The sequence below is a fragment of the Acinetobacter sp. AOR01_HL genome, from assembly GCF_027855455.1.
Classification (GTDB): Bacteria; Pseudomonadota; Gammaproteobacteria; order Pseudomonadales; family Moraxellaceae; genus Acinetobacter; species Acinetobacter baumannii.
Window position 1 is genome coordinate 1 of record NZ_JAKTIM010000007.1, and the last position, 14,923, is coordinate 14,923.

The 14,923-nt window shown below is 39.8% G+C and carries 17 protein-coding genes and 1 pseudogene; 16 read left to right on the top strand and 2 right to left on the bottom strand.

Annotated elements, in window-relative coordinates:
- Positions 1–340 (top strand): integrase core domain-containing protein (locus tag MKL62_RS00525; protein WP_031559337.1); only part of this gene is annotated, 340 nt, incomplete at its 5' end.
- Positions 341–401: 61 nt separating this feature from the next.
- Here the strand turns inward: MKL62_RS00525 and MKL62_RS00530 are convergent.
- Positions 402–713: pseudogene (locus MKL62_RS00530) on the bottom strand (NUDIX hydrolase); the annotation flags it as partial.
- 114 nt (positions 714–827) lie between these two features.
- Here MKL62_RS00530 and MKL62_RS00535 point away from each other — a divergent pair.
- The 6 genes from MKL62_RS00535 (at position 828) to fghA (ending at position 6,010) form a co-directional block, all read left to right on the top strand.
- The gene (locus MKL62_RS00535; protein ID WP_002000136.1) at positions 828–1,454 is read left to right on the top strand and encodes a CoA pyrophosphatase; all 627 of its coding nucleotides are present in this window, start codon (positions 828–830) and stop codon (positions 1,452–1,454) included.
- A 22-nt stretch (positions 1,455–1,476) separates the two neighbouring features.
- On the top strand, positions 1,477–2,004 hold the full coding sequence (locus MKL62_RS00540; RefSeq protein WP_086223200.1) for a gamma carbonic anhydrase family protein: 528 nt from the start codon (positions 1,477–1,479) through the stop codon (positions 2,002–2,004).
- 132 nt (positions 2,005–2,136) lie between these two features.
- Positions 2,137–2,802: a tRNA (adenosine(37)-N6)-threonylcarbamoyltransferase complex dimerization subunit type 1 TsaB gene (tsaB, locus tag MKL62_RS00545; protein WP_005129612.1), complete on the top strand. Its 666-nt coding sequence runs from the start codon at positions 2,137–2,139 to the stop codon at positions 2,800–2,802.
- Positions 2,803–2,813: 11 nt separating this feature from the next.
- A complete protein-coding gene (locus tag MKL62_RS00550) occupies positions 2,814–3,605 on the top strand; it encodes a class I SAM-dependent methyltransferase (protein ID WP_005129611.1) in 792 nt (263 codons plus the stop codon).
- A 136-nt stretch (positions 3,606–3,741) separates the two neighbouring features.
- A complete protein-coding gene (locus MKL62_RS00555; protein ID WP_000566251.1) occupies positions 3,742–5,193 on the top strand; it encodes a C13 family peptidase in 1,452 nt (483 codons plus the stop codon).
- Positions 5,162–6,010, top strand: coding sequence for an S-formylglutathione hydrolase (gene fghA, locus MKL62_RS00560; protein ID WP_005129602.1), 849 nt, complete (start codon positions 5,162–5,164; stop codon positions 6,008–6,010). The genes MKL62_RS00555 and fghA overlap by 32 nt, the downstream gene beginning before the upstream one ends.
- On the opposite strand, the gene MKL62_RS00565 is transcribed toward fghA, so the two are convergent.
- Positions 6,011–6,283: a DUF2218 domain-containing protein gene (locus tag MKL62_RS00565; RefSeq protein WP_000843452.1), complete on the bottom strand. Its 273-nt coding sequence runs from the start codon at positions 6,281–6,283 to the stop codon at positions 6,011–6,013.
- A 184-nt stretch (positions 6,284–6,467) separates the two neighbouring features.
- On the opposite strand from MKL62_RS00565, the gene rpe reads away from it, so the two are divergent.
- The 9 genes from rpe to argJ all read left to right on the top strand — a co-directional run bounded on the left by rpe (position 6,468) and on the right by argJ (position 14,886).
- Positions 6,468–7,154 carry a ribulose-phosphate 3-epimerase gene (rpe, locus tag MKL62_RS00570; protein ID WP_000043044.1) on the top strand — a complete coding sequence of 229 codons (687 nt, stop codon included), beginning with the start codon at positions 6,468–6,470 and terminating at the stop codon, positions 7,152–7,154.
- Positions 7,155–7,509: 355 nt separating this feature from the next.
- The gene (locus tag MKL62_RS00575) at positions 7,510–8,331 is read left to right on the top strand and encodes a Cof-type HAD-IIB family hydrolase (protein WP_000216413.1); all 822 of its coding nucleotides are present in this window, start codon (positions 7,510–7,512) and stop codon (positions 8,329–8,331) included.
- Between the two features lie 100 nt (positions 8,332–8,431).
- Positions 8,432–8,827 (top strand): hypothetical protein, encoded by a 396-nt coding sequence (locus MKL62_RS00580; RefSeq protein ID WP_000174928.1) that lies wholly within the window; start codon positions 8,432–8,434, stop codon positions 8,825–8,827.
- Positions 8,828–8,867: 40 nt separating this feature from the next.
- A complete protein-coding gene (locus MKL62_RS00585; protein ID WP_005129600.1) occupies positions 8,868–10,802 on the top strand; it encodes a copper resistance system multicopper oxidase in 1,935 nt (644 codons plus the stop codon).
- Positions 10,789–11,544, top strand: a complete 756-nt coding sequence (locus MKL62_RS00590) for a copper resistance protein B (RefSeq protein ID WP_005129598.1) — start codon at positions 10,789–10,791, stop codon at positions 11,542–11,544. Before MKL62_RS00585 ends, MKL62_RS00590 begins: the two co-directional genes overlap by 14 nt.
- Positions 11,545–11,572: 28 nt before the next feature.
- Positions 11,573–12,568, top strand: coding sequence for a cation efflux transmembrane domain-containing protein (locus MKL62_RS00595; RefSeq protein ID WP_001131889.1), 996 nt, complete (start codon positions 11,573–11,575; stop codon positions 12,566–12,568).
- A 149-nt stretch (positions 12,569–12,717) separates the two neighbouring features.
- A complete protein-coding gene (locus MKL62_RS00600; RefSeq protein WP_000312237.1) occupies positions 12,718–13,038 on the top strand; it encodes a DMT family transporter in 321 nt (106 codons plus the stop codon).
- 11 nt (positions 13,039–13,049) lie between these two features.
- Complete coding sequence (locus tag MKL62_RS00605) at positions 13,050–13,529, top strand: methylated-DNA--[protein]-cysteine S-methyltransferase (RefSeq protein WP_000927479.1); 480 nt, start codon at positions 13,050–13,052, stop codon at positions 13,527–13,529.
- Between the two features lie 136 nt (positions 13,530–13,665).
- A complete protein-coding gene (gene argJ / locus MKL62_RS00610) occupies positions 13,666–14,886 on the top strand; it encodes a bifunctional glutamate N-acetyltransferase/amino-acid acetyltransferase ArgJ (protein ID WP_005129596.1) in 1,221 nt (406 codons plus the stop codon).
- Positions 14,887–14,923 lie beyond the last annotated feature (37 nt).

Genomic DNA, 14,923 nt, shown 5'->3' on the forward strand with positions numbered 1-14,923 from the left:
AGCTATTGAAAAATATGGTCGACCTGAAATATTTAATACAGACCAAGGCAGTCAGTTTACCAGTGATGCATTTATTGATGTATTGAAATCAAATGACATCCAAATCAGCATGGATGGTAAAGGTCGATGGGTTGATAATGTGATGGTTGAACGATTATGGCGGAGCGTTAAATATGAAGAGGTGTATCTCAAAGCCTACAGCAATGTTTTGGATGCGAAGAAGCAATTAAACGCATATTTTGAATTTTATAATTTGAAACGACCTCATTCGAGTCTGGACAAAATGACTCCAGATGAGTTTTACTATGACCAGCTACCACAACAAAATAAGGTAGCTTAACTAGAGCAGAGTATCACTTATAAATAAGCTTTTAGTTGTTCAAACATGTGGGACCACCTCTATTGTACATGCAATAAAGTTGTTCTATTTCAATCTCGGCTTCTGCCTCTTCACGAGTTTCACGCGCCGCACCTTGTTCCATAGTTTCGAACAATTCCATATAACCCGCAGGCAAAGTCCATAAGCCATAACGAGGTTCAATCGCGCGACGACAAAGTAATACTTTGTCTTCCCATAACGCTAAGGCACCGCAGATTACTTTGGGGTTTTCATAGTGAATATTTCCACAATGAGTACAAACACGGCGTACTTTATGATCACCTAAAGGAATTTTTTGTTCGGTTTTATGCCCACACGCTACACAGAAACTCATAATTATCATCGAGTATAGAGATGCCTCAGCATAACTGAATTTTTAGACTTACGCATCAACTCTATTCCCTAAGTTTGATTTTCAGATATGATGCAAAGAGAGACAGAATAATAGGTGAATGGTATGGAAGAGCACTTGCTAACACAAAAGTTACAGCAAAGATTGCGCTTTTCCACCCGCATACAAGAAGCACAAGCTGCGGTACTTATTGCGATTACGAATGAAAATAATCCTAAGGTACTGCTTACACGCCGTTCAATACATATGAACAACCATGCGGGGGAAGTTTCTTTTCCTGGTGGCAAGCGTGACCCTAGTGATACTAGTAATATTGTTGTAGCGCTAAGAGAAGCTCAAGAAGAGACGGCTTTAAATCCGTTTGATGTGCAGTTGCTAGGCGATTTGCCGATGCAACGTGCAAGAAGTGGTTTGTCTGTAAAACCGATTGTTGGGCTTATTCCTCCTGAGGTAACTTTAATTCCTCAGCCCACCGAAATTGATCGAATTTTCTTTGTGCCTTTACAGCAACTTATAGAGACGCGTCCGACGCCATATGAAGTGCGATATGCTCATCAATCTTTATACTTCCCAAGCTTGCAGATTGATAATGAAATTATTTGGGGTCTCACAGCGCGAATGTTAATTGCCTTATTTAAATATGGTTTAGGCTACCAAAAAGAATGGCCATTTCTACTGAATGCACCAACGTTTGGAATGCCAAAATTTTCTCATAAAAAATAAAGATCAGGACTGATAAATTATGATGTATAGCTATCAAGGGCAGCATCCAAAAGCCTTACATGAGCCATGGGATGGTTGGGTTGCTCCAACCGCAACGCTTATTGGACAAGTAGAACTAGGCCGTCAGGTCAGTATTTGGTTTGGTGCTGTAGTGCGTGCCGATAATTGTGTCGTTCGGATTGGTAATTTTTCTAATATTCAAGAAAATTCGGTATTACATACTGATGCGGGCCTTGAGCTAAATATTGGCGAATATGTCACTGTTGGACATAAAGTCATGTTGCATGGTTGTACGATTGGCGATAACAGTTTGATTGGTATGAATGCTGTCATTTTAAATCGAGCTGTGATTGGTAAGAACTGTATTATTGGTGCGAATGCTTTAATACCGGAAGGTAAAGTGATTCCAGATAACTCAGTGGTAATGGGCTCACCTGGCAAAATTGTAAAAACTTTAGATGAAGAAGGCGCAGCAAAAATACGCTTGAGCGCACTACATTATGCTGAACACTTTAAAAGCTATGCCGATTTGAAAGAATTCTACTTTTAAAATTTTAGTGAGATATTTTCTATGCCAAGCACCAGCTTGGCATTTTTATTTAGATAGGAACAACTCGCCTATCAGAGCCGAGTGGGGTATCATAACTTCTGTTTTTAATCTGATTGAATACTAAGGTTGTGCATGAAACTGCTGGCGTTGGAAACTGCAAACGAGCAATGTTCCATTTCATTAATCGATGAAACCCAAGAACTCTTTTTCCAACTCGATACGCGAGCGAAAGCACAAACCCAGACCATTTTGCCAATGATTGAGCAAGGGTTACAGCAAACCGGACTTAACGTAGCTGGTTTGGATGCAATTGCCTTTAGTCGAGGGCCCGGTTCTTTTAGTGGTGTTCGAATTAATGCTGCTGTTGCTCAGGCTTTAGCTTGGTCACAAGATTTACCTGTGGTTCCCGTTTCTACCTTACAAGCTCTTGCACAAGCGGCTTACCGACTTGAAGGTTTAGAACAGGTGACTGCGGTACTCGATGCACGTATGAATGAAGTTTACATTGCAAGTTTTGTTCTAGATGAGCGAGGCATCATGCAGTGTATAGATGAAGAAAAATTAATGAACTACGAGCAAGCGGCTGCCTATGCAAAGCATTGCTTAATCGGTTCGGGTGCTAAGCTTCTTCAAACTGATGCAGAACATCAAACAATCACTGCCACTGCACAAGACATTGCTTCGATTGCACTTGTGTATGCAGCGCAAAAACAGTGGGTTGATGCTGAACATGCTTTACCAGTTTACTTGCGTGATGATGCATGGAAAAAAATTGCGGATCAGGGTAAAGCAAATTAAAGGCACTGCGCATGCACATATATTTTGAAGTAGATTTTCAAGAACAAGCACAGCACTACCAAGCTGTGCTTCATTCTAGAGGCGTGACTGTCGATTTACAGCCTATTGAAAAACTCAATGCCCGTTTTTTACGTTTAAACCCTGACTTGGCTCTTTGTGTAGATGAAAACGGACTTTGGTTATCTGCTAACGGCATGAAAATGCAGCCTGACTGGAAAGCTGAAATTCCGCGTTTAAAACGAGCAAGTCTTAAATCGGAAATGATTGCTCGTGCTTGTCAGTTAGGTGAAAAGCCAGTACTGGTCGATGCTACAGCGGGCTTAGGTCATGACAGCTTACTTATGGCTTATCTAGGAGCCCAAATCCAGCTTGTTGAGCGCCATCCGATTTTATTTACTTTACTTGAAGATTCAAAAGATCAGGCACAGCATGATCCATTTTTAAGCCAATTTATAGATCGTATTCAACTGATCTTCGCTGACTCTGCAAGCTATTTACAGCAATTAGATCAACAGGCAAAAACAGTTGATGTGGTCTACCTTGACCCGATGTTCCCACAGCGCGATCAAAATCAACAAGCAATTAAAAAACAAGCCCAAGTCAAAAAGCAGATGCAGCTTTTGCATTTACTTTTACCCGAAGATGGAGAAATGGATTTGGGTGATCATTTGCTTGAGCTAGCCAAAAAAGTTGCAAAGCGAGTGATTGTAAAGCGTCCACGACATGCTATTTTTTTAGCAAATCAAGAGCCAGCCCATCAGTGGCAGGGGGATGCTTGTCGTTTTGATGCTTACTTTCAGTAAGCTTATGTAAGGTTAAGTTTTATTGCTTGAATAATGCACAAATATATGTGATATAGTTCAAAAGCATGATTGCTAAAATTCTTAGCAGGCATACACTTATGGTGCCTGACAAAAACGAAATTTTTGAAACCTTTTTATGATTGATCTCAAACCTTCCATTAACTTTTGGCATGATTTTAAAAGTAACCAGCTTGCCGGAATGTGGTTATTTTTGGGGTCAAGACGTTCCTTACAGATCGTACATCCCTCTATTCTTCAGCTCATTGTTTGGGGAATATTAGGTGGGTGTACCAACTCACTTTATAGTTGGCTTGTTGCCGGTCAAATTGGCGACTTCAACTCACAAGGTCTAATTGGATACGCACTTTGGCCTTTTATTGCGCTTATTGTTGGCATTTTCTTATCACAGCGTATTAATCAGCCGCGTTTAATGTTGGTTCCAGCCTTATTGTGGTTGGTTTTAGATACCAATATTTTATTAATACAGTGTTTAATTCAATATTTGGGATCTAATGGTTATCTAAACTTTATTCCGGATGCTATTTATAACGGTATTTTACCAGGTTTGTTTGTAGCACTTTTTGTGTGGCAAAGTTTGGCGGTCATTTGGGTGTTCTCACGTGAGCTTAAGTGGCCTTGGTGGGAGCGGGCATTGGTTATGGTTGCGACCATTGCGACCATGGTGGTTTGGCAACTTTCCGTAAAAGATCAGCCTATTTGGAAAGTGGAAGATTCTCCACCTACTTTTGCCGAAGATGCTTTTTATGCACAAAGTAAATTACTTCATGATGCTTTAGAGCAAGTTCAATATGGTGAGTTAGCTAAAAGTCATTGGTATTTCTTGGGTGTTGCAGGCGATAGTTATCAAGACGTTTTTAAATCGGAAGTGGTTCGTATTAAAGAACAATTTGATACGCGTTTTGGTACAGTCGGGCGTTCAATGATGCTGGTCAATAATCCGGATACCCGAACCGAAATCCCGATTGCATCTAAAACCAGTATAGAGTTGGCCTTACGCCGTATGGGCCAGCAAATGAACCGTGATAGTGATGTGTTATTTTTATATATGACATCGCACGGTGAACAAAACCATTTTGAAATTGAAAATGCACCTCTAGATTTGGGGCAAGTCGATCCGAAATGGTTACGTGAAACGCTCGATAAAGCGGGGATACGTTGGCGTGTGATTGTCATTTCTGCTTGTTACTCAGGAAGTTTTATTCCGGCGTTACAGTCACCTGATACTTTAATTATTACGGCATCTGCTGCGGATAAAACTTCGTTCGGTTGTAATAACGAAGCTGACTATACTTATTTTGGACGAGCTTTCTTTGATTTAGCGATGCGTGAGCAGTCTTCTATGAAAGATTCATTTAATGCTGCTAAGCAAACCGTAACCAAATGGGAAGTAGCTCAAGGTGTAGAACCTTCAGAGCCACAATGGATGATTGGTAAGAATATGGAACTTATGCTACCTCAGTTGGAAAAATATCTTTTTCCTCAACCAAATACAGGTAGTGTAAATATTGCTCAGACACAAACAGAGGCTAAAAACGATGCAACTCCTGCAAAAAAACCGCTGCTTTGAAGGTGAGCAGCGCATTTATCAGTTTGATTCTCAATTATTAAAAGGCTCTACTAAGTTTGGGGTGTATTTGCCACCTGCTGCTTTAGAAGGTAAACCTTGCTCAACTTTGTTTTACTTAGCGGGTTTAACATGTACTGAAGAAACTTTTGCCATTAAGGCACATGCACAGCATATGGCTGCCCAGCTTAGTCTTATACTGATTACACCTGATACTTCACCTCGTGGTGGACAAGTTGCAGTAGGTGACAATTGGGATTTAGGTCAAGGCGCAGGCTTTTATATTAATGCCACAGAAGCACCTTGGTCTGAGCATTATCAAATGGAAAGCTATTTAATCGATGAGTTATATCCACTTATTTTAAAAAGTTTTCCAGTAAATGCTCAACAGGTCGGTATCTTTGGGCATTCGATGGGGGGACATGGCGCCTTAACTTTAGCTTTTAAATATCCTGAGAAGTTTAAGTCAGTGTCTGCATTTGCACCGATTTGCGCGCCAACTGAATGTGCATGGGGTGAAAAAGCATTCAGCCATTATTTAGGTGCAGACCGCGATAGTTGGTTGGCTCATGATGCCACAGCTTTAGTCTCAAAAAATGGTGCGGTATTTAATGAAATTTTGGTGGATCAGGGGTTAGATGATCAATTTTATGAACAACTTCACCCTGAAAAATTTAAACAAGCATGTTTAAAGGCAGGACAGCCTTTAACTTTAAGACAACATGCTGGCTATGATCATGGCTATTATTTTATCCAGACCTTTATGGATGAGCATTTGCAGTTCCATGCAATCCAGTTGGAAAAGGTCGCTGGCGAATAATTAGTGCTGCCATTCCACCTGAAATTCTTGTTGAGCCATACGGTTTAGATGATCAAGGACAACTTTTTCCAAGTGGTCATGGTCATCTAACTGGCTATCAATAGCAACATTTAACTGCTCTGTTTCTGGCGCAAGCGTAATAGTTGCTGTAGGCATTAAGATTTTAAAATCTTGTTCAGTTTCTTGTACTTCAAATTTATGTTTCCAATGATTAACTAGACGTTTTGCAATGCGTTTTCCATCGTTTGTTAATAGATGAGTTGTGCTTTTCATTATCAATCCTCACATTGGTTTAATGTACCTTAACAAATTCGTTTGGCACTTGGCATACTATAGTAGCAACGTTACGTTGCAAGTTTGAAATGTTGTCATTTAAGCAAAGAAGAGCGGGCCAAGTAGGTTCTTTTTTGTTATAATTTTTAGCCTCTCCTTAAATTTTTAGCCAGGTCATCCACCTATGTCCAAGCCTTATTTGATTGCTCCTTCTATTTTATCTGCCGATTTTGCTCGTTTAGGCGAAGATGTAGACAAAGTGTTAGCTGCAGGTGCCGATGTAGTGCATTTTGATGTGATGGATAATCACTATGTTCCAAATTTAACTTTTGGTGCAGGTGTGTGTAAGGCTTTAAAAAATTATGGAATTACTGCTCCTGTTGACGTGCATTTAATGGTATCTCCAGTTGACCGTATTATTGGTGATTTCCTAGAAGCAGGCGCAGATATCATTACGTTTCACCCAGAAGCTTCTCATCACATTGACCGTTCATTACAGCTTATTAAGTCTGGTGGTGCTAAAGCAGGATTAGTTTTTAACCCAGCAACACCATTGCATTATCTAGACTATGTTCTTGATAAAGTTGACCAAATTTTATTAATGAGTGTAAATCCAGGTTTTGGTGGGCAAAAGTTCATTCCAATGACTTTAGAAAAATTACGTGAAGCGCGTAAAATTATTGATGCAAGTGGCCGTGATATCCGTTTAGAAGTAGACGGTGGTGTTGGTCCTGCAAACATCCGTGAAATTGCAGAAGCTGGTGCAGATATGTTCGTTGCTGGCTCGGCAATTTTTGGTCAACCAGATTATAAAGTTGTGATTGATCAAATGCGTGCAGAGCTTGCAAAAGTCGGTAGTGTAGACGCTTAAAAAAGAATATTAAGCTGAGAGTAAACTTGTGGATAACTTTGTTTATAACTGTATGGATAACTGTGTTGATAACCATATGGATAAGATGTTGGTAAAATAAACAAAATCAGATCAACCGTTTATTCTCTAAGCAAAATGTATGAAAAAAGAACGCTTTGGCGTTCTTTTTCTATTCTATAGGGATATTTTTGGATCTGTTTTTTTATTAAGCTTTGCTAAAAAATAACCTGTGCAAAAAACGAGAGGGCTTGTGTAAAACTTTTTAAAATATATTGAATAGAAAACTGTAAAAGTGTCATGAAAAATAAAGCTAAATTTGATTTAATAAGATTTTAGTAAGAGACCTAGATCATTAATGACAGTAAAAATTTTAGCGGTAGATATGGATGGGACTTTTCTTAATTCTAAGAAGCAGTACAACAAAGCACGTTTTTTAAAACAGTATGAACAACTAAAACAAAATAATATCCGTTTTGTAGTCGCTAGTGGTAACCAGCTTGCAAAGCTTGTTACGTATTTTCCAGAAATTAATCATGAGATTGCTTTTATTGCCGAAAATGGTGCTCATGTTGTAGATGCGGGGCAAGAGTTAGCTTTTGCTCATTTAAGCAAAGAGCAATTCATTGAGATTTTAAATGCGATTGACCCAGTGTATACCTCTAAAATGGTGATCTGCGGAAAACAGAGTGCTTATGTGCATAGCAGTATGAATGCAGAAGATTATGCTAAAGTCGCTCGCTATTTTGAAAAGCTGACGGTTATAGATGACTTTTATGCACTAGATGACTTGGTGTGTAAAATTACTTTTACTGCGCAGGAAAATGAAAGTTTTACGATTTTTGAGCATTTTCAGAAGCAAAGTTTTGTAAAAGATAAGGTTCTAGTACCAGTTTCAAGTGGCTTTAATTTTATCGATTTGATTCTTCCGGACCAGCACAAAGCACATGGTTTGAAGCTATTATTGCAAAAATGGCAGGTTCAACCCGATCAAGTCGTTGCGATTGGTGATAACAATAATGATATCCAGATGATTAAAGCAGCAGGTTATGGGTTTGCAGTCGAAAATGCAGTTGAAGCCTTAAAAGCCGTTGCTCCTTACACAACTGCAAATAATGAGCAAGAAGGTGCATTACAGGTAATTGATTTGGTTCTTCAGCATCAACCTCCATTTGCTTAATGACCTCAATAACAATCATCTAAGATGGAAAATTGTATCTAATTTAAAACTTAGTTATGCTAAACAACTAAGATAAGTAGATTGCTCAAGGCAATAAATGATGACACTGCAACACTTACGCAAGTATGCTTGGTTTGTGTTCCTGATGACTTTAGTTATTGGGTGGAGTGGTGTGTCTATTGCTCAGACACCTATGCAGCATGATCTTCATACTATGCCGTGTCATAGTGAGCAAATGAAACATCACTCTATGCATATTCAAGCTGATGAGCAGACAACGTGTCATCAATCTATGGCTCAGGTTTCTCACCAACATGGTGAACACTGCCAAGACTGTAATCCGGTCCATTGTCAGATGGTAAATCTGGCTTTACAGCAAGCTGTACCAGATATTGAATCATCATTTATTCCTATTCCATCTCAATTTAGTAGTATTTATCAGGCACAGCATTTAGCCGGATACTGGCAAGAAATCTTACGTCCACCAAAAGCTTAATCCTTTCTTACTTATTTTTTTAGTTAAAAGGATTAAAGCAATGTCTCATAAAACGATTAGCAGCCTCGTCGCTGTATTTGGTCTATTGGTTTCACCATGGACTCTCGCGGCAATTAAGGAATATCACCTTAATATTAATGAACAACAGGTCAATGTTACGGGCAAACCCCTTAAACGAATTACCGTAAATGGAAAATTCACAGCACCACTCCTTGAGTTTGAAGAGGGGGATGAGGCTGTTATTCACGTCCATAACCAATTAAAGAATCAAGATACCTCTTTACACTGGCATGGGTTATTACTGCCAGGATTAATGGATGGTGTGCCAGGTTTTAATAATTTTAAAGGAATCGCGCCAAACGGAGACTTTGTTTACCGCTTTAAGGTGAAACAAAATGGCACATATTGGTATCACGCCCATAGTAAAGGCCAAGAGCAAGACGGTTTATATGGGCCGCTTGTGATTTACCCAAAAGGCAAAATACCAGTTGCGGCGCATGAAAAAACTGATCGTGATTATGTAGTGATGCTTTCAGATTTCCATGATTCTTCTAGCGATAGCATTATGAAGAATTTGAAGAAATCTGCTGAGTATTATCAAAACCGCCGTGAAACTGTATCTGATGTATGGAAGCAAGTTAAAGCACAGGGCTTAAAAGCAACTTGGCAAGATCGTTCAATGTGGAATCAGATGCGGATGTTAAAAACCGATATGTCTGATGTGACGGGCTATACCTTCTTAGTCAACGGCAAGACTCCTCAGCAAAACTGGACAGCTAATTTTAAAGCTGGTGATAAGGTTCGATTGCGATTTATTAACGCATCGGCAATGTCATTTTTTGATGTCAGAATTCCAAATTTAAAAATGACTGTCGTGAGCGCAGACGGGCAGCCAGTTAAACCTGTAGCAATTGATGAGTTTCGTATTGGTACAGCCGAAACCTACGATGTCATTGTGGAACCTAAACAGCCAAATTATCAGATTGAAGCAGAGTCTATTGACCGTAGCGGTTTTGCCATTGGTACTTTGCACAATGAAAATACGCAGGCTGTGGGGCCAGTCCAAATGCCAACACCACGCCCACGTGCTTTATTGATCATGGATGATATGGGCATGAGTCATGGTGGTGGAAGTAATGAACATGCTGGCCATCAAATGAACATGCAACATGACATGTCGGCCATGCCTGAAATGAAAAAAGAGACGAGTCAGGCTAATCATGATCACACAATGATGAAAATGGATCATGACATGAAAAATATGTCATCTGGCGAACATGATCATTCCATGATGCACATGAAGCATGATATGTCAGCGATGTCTGAAATGAACCATGATATGCAGGCAATGTCATCTAGCGAGCATGACCACGCTATAATGAATATGAATCATGAGATGCCTGCTCAATCTGAGAATAAGCCTAAAAAGGATGAACCAGTTTATGGCTGGGCAAATGCTTCAACGCCAGCGGGTATGAAGGCACTGCAATATAGCGATTTGCAATCTTTAACACCTCAGCTAGATACCCGTGCGCCAGAACGAGAGCTTGTTATTCGTTTAGGCGGCAACATGGAGCGTTATATCTGGACCATTAATGGTAAGAAATTTAGTGATACCACACCACTACAAGTTAAGTATGGTGAACGCATACGCTTGAAGTTTGTGAATGACAGTATGATGGCTCATCCAATGCATTTACATGGCATGTTTATGCAATTGGAAAATGGTCAACAAGCTGAAAATTTACCAAATAAACATACTATTATTGTTCCACCCGGAAAGACCGTTACTGCGTTATTGACAGCCGATGCTTTGGGAGAATGGGCGATTCATTGCCATCTGCTCTATCACATGAGTGCTGGAATGATGAATAAATTAATTGTTGCTCAAGTCAACGATGGACAACAACCCGCTCAGTCCCAGCCAACTGTTCAATCTGAAAATGAGAAAGGAGCTAGTCATGCGCATCACTAAGTTATTTTCTCAAATGATATGTTGCGGTGCTTTCTCGGGTATATCTGTATTTGCTTTTGCTCAAGAACCTTTAACACACGATCATTTACGCGAACATGGTGGACAGGTTTATCAAGCAACAAAGATTGATACTGGCTGGACTCAAAATGAAGAGGGTGAAAGCAGTTTTTCTTCTGAATTGGAAAGCTGGGTGGGAACGGATGAAAATAAATTGTTCATTAAAGCCCACGTTGAGAAAGCAGAGTCAGAAGATGCTAATTATGGCGGTTCATTACTTTATAGCCGCAATATAGCTGACTATTGGGATGTACAGGCTGGTGTAAACTACGAGCGTTTGCAAAGAGAAAATGAAAAGCAAGATCGCTGGGCTGGTGTAGTGGGCTTACATGGCATGGCACCTTACTTTTTTGAAACCGATGCTTATCTGTATGTAGGTGAAGATCAGTTATGGAAGTTAAGCCTAGAGACAGAAAGAGATTTGCTTTTTACTCAAAAGTTGATTGGTAAGCCCTATTTAAATGCAGATGTTGTTTTACAAGATGAATCTCGCTATGCCATTAAAACAGGCCTGTCGAGTTTACAAGCCGGCTTTCAAACCCGTTATGAAATCAATAAAAAGGTAATGCCATTTGTTGATTTCGGTTATGGTTATGAAAAAGGTTTAAAACAAACCGCTTGGCAAACTGAAACCGACTCAGAACATGGTTGGTATTATGGAGCTGGGTTAACACTAAAATTCTAATTGCCGAACAAAAAGTAAGCTTAATGACATGCCATTGGTTTATACTGATGGCATTGTTTTTTGTGTCAGTTATGGTGCAAAGATGGCTTTAGAAAAACAAGAGAATCAAATAAATGTAAATAAAAGCTGTTCTAGCTGTGGGTGCTCAAATGTAGCAGCTCAGGACTTTTCTGTGGCAAGTGAACCTAGGGTAAATAAAACCCAATGGGTGAGTTATTATCATATCCCCCGTATGGATTGTGCAGCCGAAGAACAAATGGTACGAATGGCTTTAGCTTCTTATGCTGAACATATTCAAGAACTTTATTTTGATTTGCCCGCCCGCCACTTAGCGGTGTATCACAGTACTCAAGACGAAAAGATTACTCAGTGCCTGCAACGTCTAGGTTTAGGAGCCGAATTACAACAAACCCAACCACATTATGAGCCTGTTGAAAAACCCAAAAAGGTTCGATCAAGTTCCTCAACTAATGCAGCACAAAAACAGGTACTACAATGGCTGTTACTCATTAATGGGGTCATGTTTGTCATTGAGTTAATGGCAGGCATCATTGCCTCCTCCACAGGGTTAATTGCTGACTCGCTCGATATGTTTGCCGATGCTGCAATTTATGGTATTGCATTATTCGTGGTGGGTAAAAACCTCGACGCTCAATTAAAGGCTGCGCATCTTTCCGGATGGTTTCAATTTGGTTTAGCCATAATCGTTTTAATTGATGTGCTGCGCCGTTTTATATATGGCAGTGAACCAGTTTCAATTTTAATGATTTTAATTGGGGGATTAGCGCTTGCAGCCAACATTAGTTGTCTTTACTTAATGAGTGACCATAAAGAGAGCGGGGCACATATGAAGGCGAGTTATATATTTTCTGCAAATGATGTCATCGTAAACTTAGGTGTCATTATTGCGGGAATACTGGTTGCAATCACAGGCTCTCGTTATCCTGATTTAATTATTGGATTGATTATTGTTTTGTTCGTTTTAAATAGTGCACGAAAAATTTTACAGTTAAAAAATGAATAATATTTTCTGATAGAGGCAAGCTTGAGTTCGGGTTTGCCTTCATTTTTTATTTTAAAGTAAACTGAGTCTTCACATACTGGAGGAACGACCTCCCCCATAATGGGTAATCATGTCGGGACGACCTGACACTATAAAAATTAGTGAATGTTATGGCTTGGGCTATTTTAATTTTAGCAGGTGTATTTGAAGTGATTTGGGCATATTCTATGAAAATGTCTGAAGGTTTTACACGCTTAACACCTAGTATTATTACCGTAGTTTTTATGATTTTGAGTGTAGTTCTACTTTCAATTTCAATGAAAACTTTACCCCTTGGTACTGCTTATACGGTTTGGACAGGCATTGGTGCAATTGGATCATTTTTAGTTGGTATTTTCTTTCTTCATGAGCCTATTGGTGCGATGAGAATGATTGCCGCTGTACTGATTGTATCTGGACTGGTTCTAATGAAAATTTCATCTCCATCCTAAGAGGATCAAGTATGTTGCTGTCTTATAAGTATATCAATTCGCCTGTTGGGCAATTAAAGCTGGTTGCGAATGAAAATGCTTTGGTAGCAGTACTTTGGGACAATGAAAATCCAAAACGTGTTCGACTGGCAGAGCTGGTCGAACAACTTGAGCATCCAGTTTTATTAAAGACCGAACAACAATTACAAGAATATTTTGAAGGCAAACGCCGTGAGTTTACATTACCACTAGATTTTGAAGGGACTGCATTTCAAAAGCAGGTCTGGGCGGCATTACTGACGATTCCGTATGGTGAAACAAGAAGTTATAAAGATATTGCCGTTCAGATCGGAAATGAAAAAGCAGTGCGAGCAGTGGGTGCTGCAAATGGCAAAAATCCGATTTCAATTATTGCACCTTGTCACCGAGTCATTGGTGCGGGTGGCGCTTTGGTGGGTTTTGCCGGTGGTCTTGATAAGAAAGATATTTTATTAAGATTAGAGCAAAAATAAGCTATTTTTAGCGCTCGATTTTTTCAGGCTTTTCTAATAAGCTGTCAATTCTGATATTTCATATAAAGCGTGTTTTATAACCTCGCTATTTTCTGAAATATTAATCTATTCATAACAAACTCTGGATGTTTTAAAAATGGCTGTCGGTGACGTAACAATGCCACAAATGCATGTGGTAAAAGGTGTAAAAATTGGCTCAACAGAAGCATATGTACGTTACCCAAACCGACGAGATCTAGTCATTTTTGAATTTGCAGAAGGTTCAAATGTTGCAGGTGTATTTACGCAAAATGCATTCTGTGCGGCACCTGTTCATGTCTCTAAAGCCCATCTTGCACAAGGCAATCCGCGCTATTTAGTGATTAATACAGGTAATGCCAATGCTGGTACTGGTCCTACAGGTTTGAAAAATGCTCAGGATACTTGTGCAAAGTTAGCGGAGCTTGCTGGCGTTAACAGTTTCGAAGTACTTCCATTTTCAACAGGCGTGATTGGTGAGCAGCTTCCGATGGAACGTTTACTCGCTGGCTTACAACCTGCATTAAATAGCGTACAAGACGCTGCATGGAGTGATGCGGCATCTGGCATTATGACAACAGACACAGTGCCAAAAGGCGCATCTGAACAATTTGAGCTTGATGGTATGACTTATACCATGACCGGTATTAGTAAAGGCGCTGGGATGATCCGTCCAAACATGGCAACTATGCTGAGCTTTGTGGCAACAGATGCGCCTATTCGCCGTGATTTAGTACAAAAGCTATTAAAGACTACAGTTGAGCATTCATTTAACCGTATTACCATTGATGGTGATACCTCAACAAATGACTCTTGTATTTTTGTGGCAACTGGTCAGGCTGGTGGTGCTGAAATTACATCGGAAAGCGATGTACGCTACGCTAAAGTGTTAGAAGTACTTGCTCGTGTAATGAACCGTTTAGCACAGTTAATTGTCCGTGATGGAGAAGGTGCGACGAAGTTTATTACTGTTGCTGTTGAAGGTGGTGCAAATACTCAAGAATGTTGTGACATTGCTTATAGTATTGCGCATTCACCACTTGTTAAAACTGCACTTTTTGCATCTGATCCGAACTGGGGACGTATTTTAGCTGCAATCGGCTATGCTGGAGTGAAAGACTTAGACGTGTCTAAAATTCAGGTATGGTTAGACGACGTGCAAATCTGTAAAGATGGTGGTGCAGCCGAGGACTATACCGAAGAAGCAGGTGCTCGTGTAATGGCACAAACCGAAATTACCATTCGTGTTGACTTAGGCCGCGGACAAGCCAAAGACACGGTATATACGTGTGACTTATCTTACGACTATGTCAAGATTAATGCAGATTACCGTTCGTAAATATTCAGTTATAATCAAGCCTCGACAAAGAGGCTTT